Raw genomic sequence first — 16,724 nt, 5'->3', positions numbered from 1 at the left:
GATGAGCCTGTGTGCTCTGCGCGCCGACCTTCGAAGGTTGACCGTCGCAGAGCGCGCGTGTCTTGCGCCGGCCGACGCCCGCGGAGTTACGACCACTGGCTTGCATCCAGCCTGGCGCGCAGACCGCTCGAGCGGCGCGCGGGAGTTGAGATCGCGCGACGGAGCACTGCGTCCGATTGCCATAGCTGCACCTTTTGCCGGGCGCGCGAGATGCCGGTGTAGAGCAGCTGCCGGGAGAGGATCCGGTTGTCCGGATCAGGTGGCAGCAGCACGGCGACTTCGCGGTACTCCGATCCCTGGCTCTTGTGGATCGTGATGGCAAATCCACCCTGGTGGTCCGGCAGGCTGCCCGGCGCGAAGCAGACCGCACGGCGGCTGCGCTCGGTCGCTGGCGCCCCGGCATCATCGTCGATCACGCTGCCTGCGGACGCGGCGCTGGCTGCGGACGCGGCGACGGTCACCGCAAACCAGACCCCCAACGCGCCGTCAGCATCCTCCAGGCAGATGCCGAGATCGCCGTTGAACAGCCCGGCGGTGTAATCGTTGCGGGTGATCATCACCGCGCGACCGGGGTACCACTCGCCCCGGGTGAGGGAAAGCGCGTCGCCCGATGAAGCGGCGCGAACCGATGACTCCAGGTGGCGGTTGGCCGCTTCGGCGCCGAATTCGCCTTCACGCAAGGCGCACAACAGCTGCCGTTCGCGTAAACCGTCCAGAGCGGTCAGGACGGCGGACTGGTCCGGTGCACCGTCAGCGCCGCGCGGCAGCGGCGAGAACGCACCCGCTGCGCGCAATCCATCGGCCAGGCTTCGGGCCCAGCTGGCCAACGCGGCGTCCAGCTCGTGCGGGGCGCCGATCTGTACGCGCCGCACCTGATCACCCGCGTCGGCGACAGCGCGCTCGAACGCGTCGATGTCACCAAGGCGCACCGCTTCATTGAGTGGCAGCAGCGACTGGTCGGCGCGAAAGCTGTGCGAGAGCCGGACCAGACCGGGATCGGCCGCTGCCTCCATCGCGCCGACCAGATCCAGCAATACCGAACCGGTACCCACCGAGGTCAACTGGTCGGCATCGCCGACGAGGATCAAGGCGGCATCCTCGCGCAATGCCTCCAACAGATGGCGGAGCATCGCCAGGTCGACCATGGAGGCCTCGTCGACGATGACGATGTCGGCAGGCACGGGATTTCCTGCGTGGTGCACGAACCCGCCGCCATGTCCGCGGCTTCCCAGCAGTCTGTGCAAGGTGCTGGCAGGCGCGTTGAGCGATGCGTCCAGCCACGGGTGCCAGTCTTCGGGCAGCGGCGTCGGGCCGTCGCGCATCAGCCTGGCGCCGTCGCGCAGCGACTCCGATAGACGCTGCGCCGCCTTGCCGGTTGGCGCGCCGATACGGACGACCGCCGGAGCGGCGCCTGATCCGGCGCGGCGCTTGAGCAGCAGCATCAGCATGCGCAGGACGGTCGTGGTCTTGCCGGTGCCGGGCCCGCCGGTAAGCACAAACAGGCGTTTGCCCGGGACCTGCGCCACGGCGGCGCGCTGCGCAGCCACGCGCCCGCTTCCGTCCCCATGGAACAGGACCTCGATGTCGGCCGGATGACCCTCAGGCTCGGTTCCGGCGCCTGCGCGACGCGCATTGGCATGGCGCGCCACGACGCCCTCGTGCAGGTGGTTGCGCAGCAGGTAGAAATACCCGCTATCGACCACGAACGGCGTGGCTGCGACTGCCGGCGCGGCTTGCGTGGACCCGGCAGTCACCACCGTCACCATCGGGTCGGCCATGACCTGCTCCAAGGCGTCATCCTCCAGCGGCGGCATTCCATGGCGGCCGGCGGCCTCGCCACGCAGCGGCAGTGCGCTGTCGCCGTGGCCGTCGGCCAGGCTGGCCCAACCCGCCAACTCCGCCAGCGCCGCGGAGCCACCGTGCGCCCTCACCCAGCGCGCCACGGTGTGATCCAGCATCCGCCACACCTCGGGCGGAGCCGGCTCGTTCGCCGGTCGTCGGAAGTGGTAGGTGGCTGGAGCGCTCACGCGGCGACCTGGGTGCGCGTTTCGCCCAGAACGCTGCCGACCGCGTCCAGCAGCGGATCGGGAAACCGGTGTCGCCAGATCCCGGCACCCGGTGCCAGCCCTGCCGCGCGGACAAACAGGTACACGCATTCGCCCAGGTGTCGCGACCGGTCATAGCCCACACCAAGCCGCTGGCGCAGGTAGCGGTCCACGGCGAGCGTGTACAGCAAAGCCTGGAAGCGATAGCGGCTCCGGTCCATCTGCTCAAGCAATGCGCTGCCCATGTAGTTCCCCAAGGAATCGCCCAGATAGTTTCCTTTGTAATCAAGGACGTAAAATCTTCCGTTACAGTGGAATGTCAAGTCGATCTTGCCGTTCATCAGGCCGCTCAGCACCCGCTGGCTGGTCGGCACCAGATGCGGCTCTCCGTGGGCCGCGCACGCTTCGCGAAGGTCCGCCATGGAGACCGCATCGAGGGCGAAATGGAATCCCATCTCCGCACGAAGGTCGGTTTCGGCCAGGTCCGCGAGCGAAAGATCAGGATGTCCCTGAAGTCCCAGCGGTGCCTCCAAAGCACCCTGCAGTCGCCGGGCGAGCGTTTCGGTCAGCGGCGACTGCGCGTGGTCCTTGCGACGCACCCCGGAATCACCCAGATACCGCTCCACCAGCGGAAGCTGGGCGGTGATCGGCTCGCCAATTTTGCGGAACTCGAATACGGCGTGGACGGCGTTGCCGAAATCCGTGCCGCGGACGTCCGCCAGCGCGAGAAGTTCGGGATGTGGCGCGGCGGGTAGCTGCTGGGGCACCGCCGCGCTCGAGCCCGCCGCGGTGGTGGCCTCGGTCTCGTCCCCGGCAGCGGCCTCCGGATTGATCGCTTCGCGCTGTTCGCCGTGGGTCAGCGTGGTGAAGCTGTGCTTTCCCGGCAGCGGGCCGATCGGCCATGCCGGCATGGGGCGCGCGGTGCGTTGCCGCGTCGTCTTGGTTGCGTCGGGCACATAATGCTGGCGTTCCGTCGGAAGCCAGCCCTGCCTCCACTCGACCCGCGTGGCCTGGGCTTCCAGTTCCGTGCTGCCCAGCGGTGACGACAGGCGCGTCAGCATCACATCCAGCGCGCTGCGTTTGGTGCCTTGCAGTGGCGACTTCGCCGTTGCACTCGCCGGTCGCTCCACGTCCAGGGCGAACACGTGGCACGCATAAATGGCGCGGGTCAGCGCCACGTACAGCACGCGGAACCGTTCGTCCTGCAGTTCCTGCAACCTGGTCGCAGCAGCCTCAGGCGAGCGCTCGACACGACTGGCCCCGGTGCGCGGATCGGTGAGGACATGCATCTCGCCACCGGTTTTTTCGCCGTGGTTCCACATCAGCGGCAGGAACACGATCGGAAATTCCAGGCCTTTGCTGGCATGCAGGGTCATCAGGCGAGCCCGCGCGCTGTCGGACTCGATCCGCAGCTGCGCTGCCTCAACGGCGTCATCGCCGGAGTCGCCCTCGCCGTCCCGGCATTCGGCCAGCCAGCCCAGCAATTCCTCGAAACCCGGATCCTCCTCGGACCGGGCCTGCAGCAGCTCGCCCAAGTGGCGAAGGTCGGTCAAAGCGCGCTCGCCGGCCAGGGTCTGCAGGTAGAGCGGTGCCATGTGCGTGATCAGCCGCTCGACCACATGCAGCACGCCGCGACGCTGCCAGTCCAGATGCCATTGGCGGAACTGCCCGGCCATCGCCTGCCAGCGCAGTACGTCGTCGCCCCACTCCTGCAGTTCGCTGAAGCTGGTGCCCCACAGCCGGGTGGCGGCCGCGGCGCGCAGCGCGCCGAGCTCGTCGGGATAGGCCACGGCGTACAGGACGGTCTGCAGGTCGCGGGCGATATCGGTGGCAAAAACGCTGCTACGGGTGCTGGTGACGCAGGGGACGCCGCGCGCACGAAGCTCGTCGCGCAGGGTGGTGATGTCCCTGGCCGTCGGCAGCAGTACCGCGATATCCGAGGGCGCCACAGGGCGTCCGGCAATGCGGTGGACCCGCGACTGCAACATCCCCGCGATCTGGTCCGCGCAGGCGCGCAGGGCTTGAGCGCGACGCTCCGGCTGGGATGGCGCCGCCGGGGTTTGGTGGTGGATTACCAGCGGCTTGGCGCAAGGGTCCCCTTCAACAGTGTAGGGCGTCGCGCTCCGGCGTTTGGAGGCTTTGACCGGACTGCAGCGGATCTCCGTTGCATCCAGCGCGCCCAGCCGGTTTCCGGCCACCGCGTAGAACTGGTTGATGGCATCCACCAGCGCCTCGCTGGAACGGTGGTTGGTGTCCAAGGTGAGCCGGTCGCTGGCGCCGGCGCTGGCCGCCGCGCGCTGGTAGGCATGGATGTCCCCGCCGCGGAAGGAATAGATTGCCTGCTTGGGGTCGCCAATCATCACCAGCCGGCCGCGCGGGGCGCCACCGGCATCGCGGTAGACCGCGTCGAGGATGCCGTACTGCAGCGCATCGGTGTCCTGGAATTCGTCCACCAGCGCGACCGGCCAGGCGTCGTGCAGCGCATCGGCCAGCGGGCGTTCACCGCCGCCGTCCGCCTCGCGTAGCAGCGCGTCGCTGACGGTACTGATCAAGGCATCGAAGGTGAGCTGGTGGCGGGCCGCGAGCCGCGACTGGATCTCGCCGCGCGCCACCGCTGCCAACTCACGCCAGAAGCTCATCCGCAGGCCCTGGATGGCGGGAACGCACGCTTCGGCAAACTGGCCCGCGGCCAGAAGCTCGGGATCCCTTTCGAATGCTCTTTTCAGCCCAGTCAGCTTCGAGGCCTCGGCCAGTCGCTTGCAGCTGTCTTCGGAAGGGAGCCGCGAATGGTCCTTCAGCAGCTCGAGCAGTTCAGCGAGCACGCGCGGCAACGCGGCTTTCCTGCCAAACGTGTCGACGCTGCCCGCGACGATCTCCTCCAGCTTCGGTATCCACGCGGGGTCAAGCGCCGCCTCGATTTCCGCGGACGACATGCCGCCGACCGCCACGCCCTGCCCGAGGCAGATCTTGAGCCCGTTGCGCAGCCGGTCGCGGGTCAGGTTACCGGCGCGTCCGGCGAGCAGCACCAGCGGGTCGCTGTCGTCCCCCTGCTGCAAACGACGCCACAGGTCGCCTGCCACCTCGTCCAGGAGGGCGTCGCTGGCAACCATGTCGCCCATCACGAAGGCCACGCCACAGGCGAACGGGTGGTCGGCGAGGATCCTCCGACACAGGCTGTGCAGGGTGCTGATCGGGGCGGCGTCCATCTCCGCCAGTGCGAGGCGCAACGCCTGCAGGTCCCTGGATCGTGCGTCGGCGTCCTGCTGCCAGCGTTCGTGCAGCCACAATGCATCGGGGCCGGCGTCGGCCGGGACAGGCTCGGCGGATTCGGCGAGCTGCACGGCCCAGCGCAGCTTGCCGCGCAAGCGTTCGCGCAGTTCCTGTGCGGCGGCTTCGGTGAACGTCGTCACCACCACCTGTCGCGGCGACCGGCCCTGTTCGAGCAACAGGCGCAGATAGAGAACGGCAATGGTCCAGGTCTTGCCGGTGCCGGCACTGGCCTCGATCAGGCTGCGCCCGCCTGGTGCCAGGTCCAGGTCGCGCCAGTCCCGGGCGCCAGCCTGAGCGTGCGCGCAAACCGTCTCGTTCATTGCTGCTTCTCCATGCAAGCAGATTCGTCGGCGGTCGCGTTGCGGCGCAGCGGCGATGCCATGTCGATGCATTCGTGAAGCGCCAAGGCAAAGCGGTGCAGTTCGGCCAGCTCGTTGCTGCCGCCGGCGAAATCCACGCCACCGGCCAGCAGCCGGCTGTAGCCGGGCGCGTAATCGCGCTCGCCGGTGCCGCCGTCGTGCGTCGCCACCCAGATACTCTCGACGTTTGCGGGCGCTGGCTCGCGATCATCCTGCCCGCCGGCACCGCTGCGCGGACTGACCGTGGGTTGGATCGCCTTCCAGGCGGTTTTCGGAAAGTACCAGCGTGGCCTGCCCTGCGCCTGCTGCCACCAGTGCAGCAAGCGCGAGAGCCGCCGCTGCAGATCGCTCAGCAGCTGCGATCGTTCCTCCGGCGCTGCCTCCACAAAGGCCTCGTCCCAGGCGTTCAGCGCGCCGGACCAGCTTGGAATCTCGTCGTCGACCAGGGTCGCCAAACGCACCGTCGGCATCCGCCCACCCCCTCCCGCCGTATGCAGGCGCAGCAAGGCCCAGTCCATGAACATCGGCACGCGGTCCTTGAAGTCCAGATCCTTCTCCGCCTTCAAAGCGCCGCCCTGACCGGGAAATGCGCGCAGCATCTGCCAGTGTTCGCGGCCCTCGTGGCTGAGCCGGTACACGTGAGCAACCTGACCGACCAGCGCGACGTCCCCGATGGGCTGATCAATCACCACGCTGACCGGCGCCGGCACGCCATGCTCGAACGCCGGCAGATCGGCCAGCCGTTCGAGCAGTTTTGCCACCGCCGCCGCGGAGTCTTCCCAGGCCTGCACGCCCGGCCTCCCCGGCGGCATGATGCCGCCCAGGCGCAGCCAGTCCGGCGCACGTTCCGGCGGCCACTGCCCATCCGGCCAGGCCGGCAGCGCATCGTTGAAGAACAGCTTCCGTGGCACCGAATCCAGCGCGCCAAACCGGGGGTCGACCGGCTCCTCGCTGGGAAGGCGATCATCCACCAGCGCGTCCAGGCTGATCTGCATGCGCCGGCCCAGCACCTGCGCGGCGGGGTCGCGGTAGTAGGCCTGTACCTCCCGCAATGCAATCGGGCCCTCGAGAACCACCTCGCGGGTGCCGTCGCGATCGAGGAACGGGGCGACGTCGGGTTGTACGCCCTGGGCATGCATGGCGGCGAATTCCTGTTGATAGGAGAACAGGCGCGGGTCGCTGCCGTCGCAATAGCGGGCATCGAAGGGCTGCAGGGGATGACGGATGATCCACGGCCGCGGCGTGTCGGTGTCGTCAGCGGCCAGGCCGGCGGATGCATCCAGTACCGCCAAGAGCTCCGACAGCGGCTGCGCAGGGTTTCTCGGCTTGCCGTCCATCACCCCTTCGCCCAGGTAACTCAGGTGCAACCGCTCGCGGGCCGACATCAGGGTTTCCAGGAACAGGTAGCGGTCGTCGCTGCGCACGTCACGGTCGCCGAGCCGCCGATAGCGCGCCATCAGGTCCAGGCCGGCGTCGCTGCTGTTGCGCGGAAACTCGCCGTCGTTCAGGCCGAGCACGGCGACCACCTTGAACGGGATCGCCCGCTGCGGAACCATACCGCAGAAGGTGATGCCGCCCATCAGGAAGCGCTGCCGCTCCGGCGCAGCGGCGAGGCGTTCGACCAGCAGGTCGCGGACGACGCTGAAGTGCAGCTCGGGGTCGACCTCGGCTTTCGCGGTTTCCGTCGCCAGCGTGCGGATGAAACCCAGCAGCACGGCCCTTGCGTCGCGGGCGTCGGCGTCCATCAGGTCGATCCGGAACATCGCCTCGAATCGGCGCTCCAACTCCGCCGCCCAGGCGCTCGGCGGACGGGATTCCTCGGCGAGATCACAAAGCGCCTGGATCTCGCGCAACAGGTGATCCAGCGCGCCCAGATGGGCGGCGGCCGGGCCGTGGATGCCAGTCAGCGGCGCAATGGCGACGCCGCCCGGCAGGGCGACCGATGGTTGGTGCTCGATATCGGCGCGGTCCGCCATCAGATAGCCGGCCATCATCCGGTCCATCGACCAGCCGAAGGTGTGCTCGGCGATCGCCGGCACGCCGAAGCGGCTGCGGAATGCCGGGTCCAGCGCCCACGCCACGCGGCTCGTCTGCAACCAGCCGCTCAGCTCGTCCACCGCGCCAGCATCCAGACCCAGGCGACCGGCGACCTCGGGGATGGCCAGCAGATCCACCACCTCGGGCGCGGTGACGCGGGTGCCGGGCAGATCGAGCAGGCGCTGGAACGCACCAAACAACGAGTGGCTGCGCGCCACCGAAACATCGGCCAGGTGGTACGGCAGGCGCTCCCCGCCGTGCCCGGCGACACCGAACACGGCGGGAATCAGCGGCACATAGGAGCGGATGTCCGGCGCCATCACTACGATGTCCGCCGGACGGATCGGCTCGCCGTGCTGGTCCGTGCTTTCTATCGCGTCGAGCAGCTGGTCGCGGAGGATTTCGAGCTCACGCAGGCGGGTGTGGCTGGCATGAACCCGCAACGACGCGTCGGCGATCTCACACTCGATGACCGCTGGCTGCCGGAGCTCCACCGCCTCGGGCAACGGCGCCAACGCGCGGATGCTCTCCTGCACGCGCTGCAGTCGGTTGACCGGCGACGAGACCTCCTCGTCGGCCCGATGGCGCACGTCGGCCAGCACGTCGTCGCTGCCATCGGCCAGCGCCATGATGAAGTGCTGGCCCATCCGGCCCCAACTGGCCAGCAGCGGATTGTCCTGCTCGATCCAGTAATCGCCCGCGCCGGCGCTTTCCAGCCCGGCCAGTTCCGCGTCGCGCCGCTGCTGGATCTCCGCCACCGTGTTGCCCAGGCCACCCCAGTACTCACGACAGGGATCGGGGACGTACATCGCCACCAGCCGGTGGCGGGCCGCGGCGCGGATCACCGCCAGCTCGGACGGCGCCAGATGACTGACACCAAAGACATGCAGCGCATCACCGCCACCGTCGTTGCGGTCCAGCAGTCGGTCGATGAGGGTGGCGACGACGTCGCCGCGGTGCGGCCCCAGCTGCGCGCGCAGATGCCGCCAAAGCGGCGCCAACAGCCGCTGCTCGGTGGACGCCATTCGCGGATCGCCGCCCTGACCGGTGACTGCGTCCAGGCGTCCGTGCTCCCAGGCGTTGAGCCAGTCGGGTCGGTAGACCACGTACTGGGAATAGATTCGCGCCAGGCGGTCAGCGAGCTGAAACCGGCGCCGCGCCACGTCCGCGCCGGCATGCCGCGCGTCGGCGTCCGCCGGCTGGAGGTAGGACGCGATGCGCACATCGGTGACGCCGATTGCATCCAGGTCGCGGCCGAGCAGTTCATGGATGTTCCAGCGCAGGTGCTCGCGCTGGTAACGCGGCAGCGACACCGCCTGCTGGCCCAGCTGCCGCTCCGCCAGATTGCCGATCCACGTGCTCGGGAGCTGAATGTCGAGGTTGGCAACGATCCCGCCCGGTCCGTAGGCGCGGGCCAGCGCGCCGTTCAGCCACTGCTTCATTCCCGGATGCGCGGCGATGATGGTCTGCGGGGCGAGCACATTGGCCGGGCGGGTCACCGCCAGCAACTCGCGCAGCGGACCGAGCAGCATTTCCAGCCGGCTGGCACGGTAGATCACCAGACCGGTGGTCTGCGCCGCCCCCTCCACTTCCCGCAACTGTCCGCGCTTGTCGACTGACGCCACCGCACCGCCCCCTGTCATGAGGCTCGAAGGATAGCGTCCGACGGTCGCAGCGGCTGAGACCTGGGTGGGCGGGCGTGACCTGTATGCCTTCCCGGCGAATGTCCCCCGGCCTCCGCCTGCGGCGGACGCCTCCTCCTTTATTTCGCCCGGAAGGCATACAGGTCCCGCCTGGGCTGGCCTTGCGCTTTTACAACCGCCGCCACCTTGGAACGCCGGGGGTGAATGCCCTTGACGGCGAAATAAAGGAGGCACCGGCTTCACCGGTGCCGGGGGACATTCGCAGGCAAGGGCATTCACCCCCGGCGCCCCGCTCACCCAATACCCCCCCCAGATGAGGCGCTCGGCACGCGAATCGCACAAGAAAAAACCCGGACCGACGTAGCAGCCCGGGTTTATGCAAGCGATGCGTCGGTAACCAACGCATCGCCGGTTTGGCATCACCAGATGCGGACGCGATCCTCGGGTGCGATCCACAGCGCATCGCCCTGCTTGACGTCAAACGCGTCGTACCACGCATCGATATTGCGCAGCGGCGCGAACGCGCGGATGTGGCCCGGCGAGTGCGTGCCGTTGACCAGCTGCTGGCGCAGCGCATCGTCGCGCCACAGCGTCCGCCAGACCTGCGCCCAGCCCATGAAGAAGCGCTGCTCGCCGGTAAAGCCACCGATCACCGGCGCTTCCTTCCCATCCAGCGAGCGCCGGTAGGCTTCCAGCGCGATGGTCAGACCACCCAGGTCACCGATGTTCTCGCCCATCGCGACCTTGCTGTTGATGTGCATGCCGGGCAACTGCGGGAACTCGTAGGACTCGTACTGCGCGCCGAGCTTGGCCGCCTGCGCCTCGAACTTCGCCGCATCCTCCGACGTCCACCAGTCGCGAAGCAGGCCGCTGCCGTCGGACTTGCGGCCCTGGTCGTCGAAGCCGTGGATGATCTCGTGGCCGATCACTCCGCCGATGCCGCCATAGTTCACCGCCGGATCGGCGTCCGGATCAAAGAACGGTGGCTGCAGGATCGCGGCCGGGAACACGATCTCGTTCTTGACCGAGTTGTAGTAGGCGTTGACGGTGTGCGGGGTCATGCCCCACTCCGCCTTGTCGACCGGCTTGCCGATGCGCACGCGGCGGTAGTCCCACTCGAACTGCGCGGCGCGCACGGCATTGCCGAGAACATCACCCTTGGCAACCTTGAGATCGCTGTAGTCGCGCCACTCGTCGGGGTGGCCGATCTTCAGCCCGAAGCCCTTGAGCTTGGAGTGCGCTTCGGCCTTGGTGGCCGGGCTCATCCAGTCGAGCTGGTCCAGACGCGCACCCATGGCGGCCTTCACATTGGCGACCAGCGCGTCCATCTTGGCCTTGGCGTCGGCGGGGAAGTACAGCTTGACGTAGTCGCGCCCGATCGCCTCGCCCATCGCCGAGGACGTGTAGCTCACCGCCCGTTTCCAGCGTGCCGCCTGCTCGGGCTGGCCGGACAGGAACTTGCTGCGGAACTCGAACTCGGCGTCGGCAAACCGGCTCGACAGCATCGGTGCGGCATTGTCGATGGTGTGGAACGCCTGCCAGGCCTTCAGCGTATCCAGATCGCTGTCGGCAAAGATCTTCGCGATCTTCGGCAGCGCGGTGTCCTGGCGGATCACGCCGTCGCTCGCGTAGTCCAGGCCGGCGGCGGTCAGGTAGGTCTGCCACGGGAAGCCGGCGGCGACGGTGTCGAGCTTGTCCAGTTCGACCGGGTTGTAGGTCTTGTCGCGGTCACGGCTTTCCGCGCGCGTCCAGTGCGCTTTGGCGATCTCGGTCTCCATCTTCATGATCGCGTCGGCATTCGCCTTGGGATCGGCCCAGCCGCCCAGCTCCAGCAGCTGTGCGATGTATTGGACATAGCGCTCGCGCTGCGGCGCGAACTTCTCGCCCAGATACATCTCGCGATCACCCAGGCCGAGGCCGGACTGGCTGAAGTACAGGGTGTAGACGTCGGGGTTGCGCTGGTCGTCGGAGACGTAGCTGCCGAAGAAGCTGCGGCCCAGGCTGGCGCTGCTCTCGCCCATCAGGCGCGCAATCGCGTCCTTGTCCTTGGCGTTGCGAATCGCGTCCAGATACGGCTGCAGCGGCTTGTCGTCGAGCGCCTCGACGGTCTTCTCGTCCAGGTAACCCTGGTAGAGGGCGGCCAGCTTGGCCGCGTCGCCGCCGGTGGCCGGATCGGCCTGGGGGTAGCTTTCCAGCAACTGGTGCACACGCTTCTCGGACAGGTCGCGCAGGCCCAGGAACGAGCCGTACATCGACTTGTCGGCCGGGATCTCGGTCTCTTCCGCCCACTTGCCGCTTACGTAACCAAAGAAGTCATCGCCCGGACGCAGATCAGTGTTCATGCCATCGGTGTCGATGCCCCAGGTACCAAAACGACTCGCCGAGACGGCCGCGGTGTCGGCGCTGCCACCGGCGTTGGCGGGCGCGGCATACAGCGCGCGCAGGTCGCAGTTGGCGTCAAGGCAGCGGTCGGTGGCGTTGGCGGCCAGCGGCGCGCCCAGGGTCAGGGCGACCGCGGTCGCCGCAAAAAGCAGGGTATTTTTCAAGGAAATCTCCGTAAATGAATTCAGATGATGCAAAAAGCCATGCCCCGTTCTAACCCACGGGGCGCGCAAACATCAGTGCCAAAGGCTGGGGGCCCGAGCCGTCGAGTGAGCCTGGAGGAGTGCCCGCTGGGCAGGAGCTCGCTCAGAACGCGTCGGCAGGCACCCGCACCCATCCCTCCATCAACACGCGTGCGCTGCGGCTCATGATGGCCTTGGTGACCTGCCACTTGCCGTCCACCTGCACCGCTTCGGCGCCGACGCGGAGCGTTCCCGATGGATGGCCGAAGGTCACCGCCGTCCGATCCCCGCCGCCCGCCGCAAGGTTTACCAGGGTCCCGGGAACCGCTGCCGCGGTGCCAATGGCGACCGCCGCAGTGCCCATCATCGCGTGGTGCAGCTTGCCCATCGACATGGCGCGAACGTTGAGGTCAATGGCGTCGGCGGCGATGGCTTTGCCGCTGGACGCGGTATAGGCGGCCGGTGGTGCGACGATCGCGACCTTGGGCGTGTGCTGCCGACCCGCGGCCTCGTCGATGTGCGCGATCAGGCCCATACGCACCGCGCCGTAAGCGCGGATGGTCTCGAACATGGCCAATGCCTTCGGGGCGCTGTTGACCGCGTCCTGCAGCTCGGTGCCGGTGTAGCCAATCGAGTCGGCGTTGATGAAGATGGTCGGGATACCGGCGTTGATCAGCGTGGCCGGGAACGTGCCGACGCCGGGCACCTCCAGCTCATCGACGACGTTGCCGGTGGGGAACATCGCCCCGCCCTCTTCGCCGTCATCGGCCGGATCGAGGAACTCCACCGCGACCTCCGCCGCCGGGAAGGTCACCCCGTCCAACTCGAAGTCGCCGGTCTCCTGCACCTGCCCCGCCGTCATCGGCACGTGGGCGATGATGGTTTTGCCGATATTGGCCTGCCAGATGCGCACCGTGCAGATGCCATCGCCTGGTACGCGCGCCGCGTCCACCAGCCCGTTGCTGATCGCGAACGAGCCGACCGCCGCGGTGAGGTTGCCGCAGTTGCCGCTCCAGTCGACGAACGCCTTGTCGATGGCGACCTGGCCGAACAGGTAGTCGACATCGTGATCCGGGCGCGTGCTGGCGCTGACGATCACCGTCTTGCTGGTGCTGGAGGTCGCCCCGCCCATGCCGTCGGTCTGCTTGCCGTAGGGGTCGGGACTGCCGATCACCCGCGACAGCAACGCGTCGCGGGCCGCGCCCGGGACACGGGCGACCTCCGGCAGGTCGTCAAGGCGGAAGAACACACCTTTGGAAGTGCCGCCACGCATGTAGGTGGCAGGAATGCGGATCTGGGGCTTGTGGCTCATGGACGATTCCGGCTGCAGGCGAGGAAGGAGGATGACCGGACCGCGGTCAGGCGTTTGCGATGCTTACCGCTTCCGCGCTCTTGCCAGCGCTGCCGCTGGATGACGCCAGGAAGTCCTGCGCGAACCGCTGCAGCACCCCGCCCGCCTCGTAGATCAGCAGCTCATCATCGCTGTCCAGACGGCACACCACCGGCACTTCGATCCGGCCGCCGTTGGCGCGATGAATGACCAACACCAGCTCCGCGCCGGGCGCCGGCGCACCCATCACGTCAAAGGTCTCGGTGCCATCGATCCCCAGCGTGTTGCGGTCGGTGCCGGGCTGGAACTGCAGCGGCAGTACGCCCATGCCGACCAGGTTGGTGCGGTGGATGCGCTCGAAGCCTTCGGCGACGATCACTTCCACGCCGGCCAGCCGCACGCCCTTGGCCGCCCAGTCGCGCGAGCTGCCCTGGCCGTAGTCGGCACCGGCGATGATGATCAGCGGCTGCTTGCGCTCCATGTAGGTCTCGATGACGTCCCACATGCGCGTCACCTTGCCTTCCGGCTCCAGCCGGGCCAGCGAGCCCTGGCGGACCGAGCCGTCCTCGTTGCGCACCATCTCGTTGAACAGCTTGGGGTTGGCGAACGTGGCGCGCTGCGCGGTCAAGTGGTCGCCGCGGTGGGTGGCGTAGGAGTTGTAGTCCTCCTCGGGCACGCCCATTTTGGTCAGGTACTCGCCGGCCGCGCTGCTGGCCATGATCGCGTTGGATGGGGACAGGTGGTCGGTGGTGATGTTGTCGCCCAGCACCGCCAGCGGCCGCATTCCGGTCATGCTGCGCTCGCCGGCCAATGCGCCCTCCCAGTACGGCGGACGACGGATGTAGGTGCTCATCGGGCGCCAGTCGTACAGCGGATCGACCTGCAGTCCGGCCAGTCCGCTGCGCGCAAACATCGGGTCGTAGACCTGGCGGAACTGCTCGGGCTTGACGCTGGCGGCGACGATCGCATCGATCTCGGCATCGTCGGGCCACAGGTCCTTCAGGGTGACCGCGACGCCGTCCTTGTCGATGCCCAGCACATCCTTCTCGATGTCGAAGCGGATGGTGCCGGCAATGGCGTAGGCGACCACCAGCGGCGGCGAGGCCAGGAACGCCTGCTTGGCGTAGGGGTGGATGCGGCCGTCGAAGTTGCGGTTGCCCGACAGCACGGCGACCGAGTACAGGTCGCGCTCGATCAGTTCCTTCTGGATCACGGGGTCCAGCGCGCCGCTCATCCCGTTGCAGGTGGTGCAGGCGAAGCCGACGATGCCGAACCCGAGCTGCTCCAGCTCCGGCAGCAGTTTCGAGTCTTCCAGATACAGCTGCACCGCCTTGGAACCCGGCGCCAGCGAGGATTTCACCCACGGCTTGCGGGTCAGCCCACGCCGGTTCGCGTTGCGCGCAATGAGGCCCGCGGCAATCACGTTGCGCGGGTTGGAGGTGTTGGTGCAGCTGGTGATGGCGGCGATGATCACCGCGCCATCGGGCAGCAGGCCGTCGGCTTCCTGCGCCTGGGCCTTGTCCAGGTTCACCGCGATGCCGCGCGCGGCCAGATCCGACGTGGGCAAGCGCTTGTGCGGGTTGGACGGGCCGGCCATGGTCCGCACCACGGCGGACAAGTCGAACGTCAGTTTCCGCTCGTACTCGGCGGTCACCAGATCATCCGCCCACAGGCCCGTGTGGCGCGCGTAGGTTTCCACCAGCTTGACCTGCTCATCGGCGCGGCCGGTCAGCTTGAGGTAGTCAATGGTCTGCTGGTCGATGTTGAACATGGCCGCGGTCGCACCGAACTCCGGGGTCATGTTGGAGATCGTCGCGCGGTCGCCCAGCGTCAACGCCGTCGCGCCTTCGCCGAAGAACTCCAGGTAGGCGCCGACCACGCGCTCGTTGCGCAGGAACTCGGTCAGCGCCAGCACGATATCGGTGGCGGTGATGCCCGGCTGCGGCTTGCCGGTCAGCTCCACGCCGATGATGTCCGGCAGGCGCATCCACGACGGCCGGCCCAGCATCACGCTCTCGGCTTCCAGACCGCCGACGCCGATCGCGATCACGCCCAGCGCGTTCACGTGCGGGGTGTGGCTGTCGGTACCCACCAGCGTGTCGGGCGACGCCACGCCATCGACGGCCTGGATCACCGGCGACATCCGCTCCAGGTTGATCTGATGCATGATCCCGTTGCCCGGCGGGATCACATCGATGTTCTTGAACGCCTTCTTGGTCCAGTTGATGAAGTGGAACCGGTCAAAGTTGCGGCGGTCCTCGATCGCCCGGTTCTTGGCGAACGCGTCGCGGTCGAACCCGGCGTGTTCCACCGCCAGCGAGTGATCGACGATGAGCTGCGTCGGCACCACCGGATTGACCTGCGCGGGATCACCGCCCTGCTCTGCGATCGCATCCCGCAGGCCGGCCAGGTCCACCAGCGCGGTCTGGCCAAGGATGTCGTGGCACACCACTCGCGAAGGAAACCACGGGAAATCCAGATCATTGCGGCGCTCGATCAGCTGCAGCAACGACGCATCCAGAGTTTCCGGATCACAGCGCCGCACCAGATTTTCCGCGAATACGCGCGAGCAGTACGGCAGCCGGGCGTAGGCACCGGGGCGCAGCGCATCCACGGCGGCGCGCGCATCGAAGTAGTCCAGATCGGTGCCCGGCAGGGGCTTGCGGTTGGCTGTGTTCATGGTCGGCGTTGGGGTCCTCGTTGGCGGATGGCGTATCGACGTCCACGTGGCGCGCGGGACGGGTCGATGAACACCCGACAGTATAGTTGGCCGCCCCTGTATGGCCGGGGCCGGAACCTCCACCCTCTCTGCCCGGCTTTGCCGTTCACGCGCTCTGGCGCGCCGCGATGAGACCTTGAACGGCATCTTTCCAGACCGGGTACTCCTCATGCGCGCAATCGCCTACTCCATCGCCGCCGCCATGGCCCTGGCCGCCGGGGCCGGCGAAGCCGAGACCTCGACCTCCGCCGGCACAGGCGCTCCGCTGGAGAATGTCCCGGTCACGGCGCTGGACCTAGATCGATACCTCGGCCAATGGCACGAGATCGCTCACCTGCCAATGTTTTTCCAGCGCAAATGCGTGGGCGACACCACCGCGACTTACACGCTGAAGGCCGACAAGCGCATTGAAGTCCGCAACGCGTGCCGCACCAGGGACGGCTCCCGAACCGAATCGGTCGGCGAGGCAAAGACCGTCGACGGCAGCGCGGGTGCGCTGAAGGTGCGATTCGCGCCCGCGTGGCTGGGATGGGTCCCCGGCATCTGGGCCGACTATTGGGTATTGGATGTCGATCCCGAGTATCGCTGGGCAGTGGTCGGCGGTCCCGGCCGGAAGTACCTGTGGATCCTGTCGCGCGATCCGTCCATGGACGCGGCGCTCTTCAATCGCCTGAAGTCCGATGCGCAGGCTCGCGGTTACCAGCTCGACGACCTGGTGGTTGGCGCGCCGGTGGAGTGACCCACCCGCATTACGATG

The 16,724-nt window shown here is 67.9% G+C and carries 7 protein-coding genes; 1 reads left to right on the top strand and 6 read right to left on the bottom strand.

The window, feature by feature from the left end:
* Nucleotides 1–86: 86 nt before the first annotated feature.
* From INQ42_RS05790 to acnD, 6 genes are all read right to left on the bottom strand, one after another.
* Nucleotides 87–2,027 carry an AAA family ATPase gene (locus tag INQ42_RS05790; RefSeq protein ID WP_194035538.1) on the bottom strand — a complete coding sequence of 647 codons (1,941 nt, stop codon included), beginning with the start codon at nucleotides 2,025–2,027 and terminating at the stop codon, nucleotides 87–89.
* A complete protein-coding gene (locus INQ42_RS05785; RefSeq protein ID WP_194035537.1) occupies nucleotides 2,024–5,635 on the bottom strand; it encodes a UvrD-helicase domain-containing protein in 3,612 nt (1,203 codons plus the stop codon). Before INQ42_RS05785 ends, INQ42_RS05790 begins: the two co-directional genes overlap by 4 nt.
* The gene (gene recC, locus INQ42_RS05780; RefSeq protein WP_194035536.1) at nucleotides 5,632–9,336 is read right to left on the bottom strand and encodes an exodeoxyribonuclease V subunit gamma; all 3,705 of its coding nucleotides are present in this window, start codon (nucleotides 9,334–9,336) and stop codon (nucleotides 5,632–5,634) included. The genes INQ42_RS05785 and recC overlap by 4 nt, the downstream gene beginning before the upstream one ends.
* A gap of 437 nt (nucleotides 9,337–9,773) precedes the next feature.
* On the bottom strand, nucleotides 9,774–11,900 hold the full coding sequence (locus INQ42_RS05775) for a M13 family metallopeptidase (RefSeq protein WP_228064455.1): 2,127 nt from the start codon (nucleotides 11,898–11,900) through the stop codon (nucleotides 9,774–9,776).
* 142 nt (nucleotides 11,901–12,042) lie between these two features.
* The gene (gene prpF / locus INQ42_RS05770; protein ID WP_194035535.1) at nucleotides 12,043–13,230 is read right to left on the bottom strand and encodes a 2-methylaconitate cis-trans isomerase PrpF; all 1,188 of its coding nucleotides are present in this window, start codon (nucleotides 13,228–13,230) and stop codon (nucleotides 12,043–12,045) included.
* Nucleotides 13,231–13,276: 46 nt separating this feature from the next.
* Nucleotides 13,277–15,928, bottom strand: coding sequence for a Fe/S-dependent 2-methylisocitrate dehydratase AcnD (gene acnD / locus INQ42_RS05765; protein ID WP_194035534.1), 2,652 nt, complete (start codon nucleotides 15,926–15,928; stop codon nucleotides 13,277–13,279).
* 241 nt (nucleotides 15,929–16,169) lie between these two features.
* On the opposite strand from acnD, the gene INQ42_RS05760 reads away from it, so the two are divergent.
* A complete protein-coding gene (locus tag INQ42_RS05760; protein ID WP_407070803.1) occupies nucleotides 16,170–16,706 on the top strand; it encodes a lipocalin family protein in 537 nt (178 codons plus the stop codon).
* The last annotated feature ends 18 nt before the right edge of the window (nucleotides 16,707–16,724 follow it).

Origin of the sequence: Lysobacter avium (genome assembly GCF_015209745.1) — a bacterium.
GTDB lineage: Bacteria > Pseudomonadota > Gammaproteobacteria > Xanthomonadales > Xanthomonadaceae > Novilysobacter > Novilysobacter avium.
Note: the sequence above shows the minus strand (reverse complement) of the source record. Positions and strands in the feature narration are given on the sequence as shown.

Coding starts and splice junctions, on each gene's coding strand:
- INQ42_RS05785 (WP_194035537.1), bottom strand. CDS start 5,635: ATGAACGAGACGGTTTGCGCGCACGCTCAGGCTGGCGCCCGGGACTGG.
- prpF (WP_194035535.1), bottom strand. CDS start 13,230: ATGAGCCACAAGCCCCAGATCCGCATTCCTGCCACCTACATGCGTGGC.
- INQ42_RS05760 (WP_407070803.1), top strand. CDS start 16,170: ATGGCCCTGGCCGCCGGGGCCGGCGAAGCCGAGACCTCGACCTCCGCC.
- acnD (WP_194035534.1), bottom strand. CDS start 15,928: ATGAACACAGCCAACCGCAAGCCCCTGCCGGGCACCGATCTGGACTAC.